The following is a 484-nucleotide window of genomic DNA, read 5'->3' on the forward strand; positions in this document are numbered from 1 at the left end:
AGTGATGGGAGAACAGTACGGCGTGCGCATCGCCGATATTGTTATGCCCGCCGAACGTATGCGCCGCTTGAGCCGATAAAATGAAACAGACTACGCTACAGTTGCCCTCCGCCTACGATAGCGGCCACGACGCAGCGCTTTTGAATATGGCCGGATCGCTGGGGGCAGTGTTGCTTCTCATCCTTTTTCTGCTCAAACTGGCCCGGCGTTTAGGCTATTTTACGCCCCGTCACGGCGGACAATCGCTACTCAAAGTCCGCGCTAGTTGCTCCGTTGGCCACCGTGAACGAATCGTTTTGGTGGAAGCTGGTGAACACTGGTTGGTGCTTGGTGTCACGCCAGGACGGATCACCCACCTGTATACTCTCCCTGCCGGCGATGAAGCGCCCGACGAGCCGCCACCAGCCTTCTCGACGCTGTTCGCGCGCAGGCAACAGTCACGGGAGACGACATGAGCATGCCGACTCTGCGCGCCTCGCTTTGT

Annotated in this window: 1 protein-coding gene; it reads left to right on the forward strand. The window is 58.7% G+C overall.

The window, feature by feature from the left end; translation table 11 throughout:
* Positions 1-80 precede the first annotated feature (80 nt).
* Positions 81-455 carry a flagellar biosynthetic protein FliO gene (gene fliO, locus BG74_RS04375; RefSeq protein WP_066596862.1) on the forward strand — a complete coding sequence of 125 codons (375 nt, stop codon included), beginning with the start codon at positions 81-83 and terminating at the stop codon, positions 453-455.
* Positions 456-484: the final 29 nt, after the last annotated feature.

Source organism: Sodalis-like endosymbiont of Proechinophthirus fluctus (assembly GCF_001602625.1).
GTDB lineage: Bacteria > Pseudomonadota > Gammaproteobacteria > Enterobacterales > Enterobacteriaceae.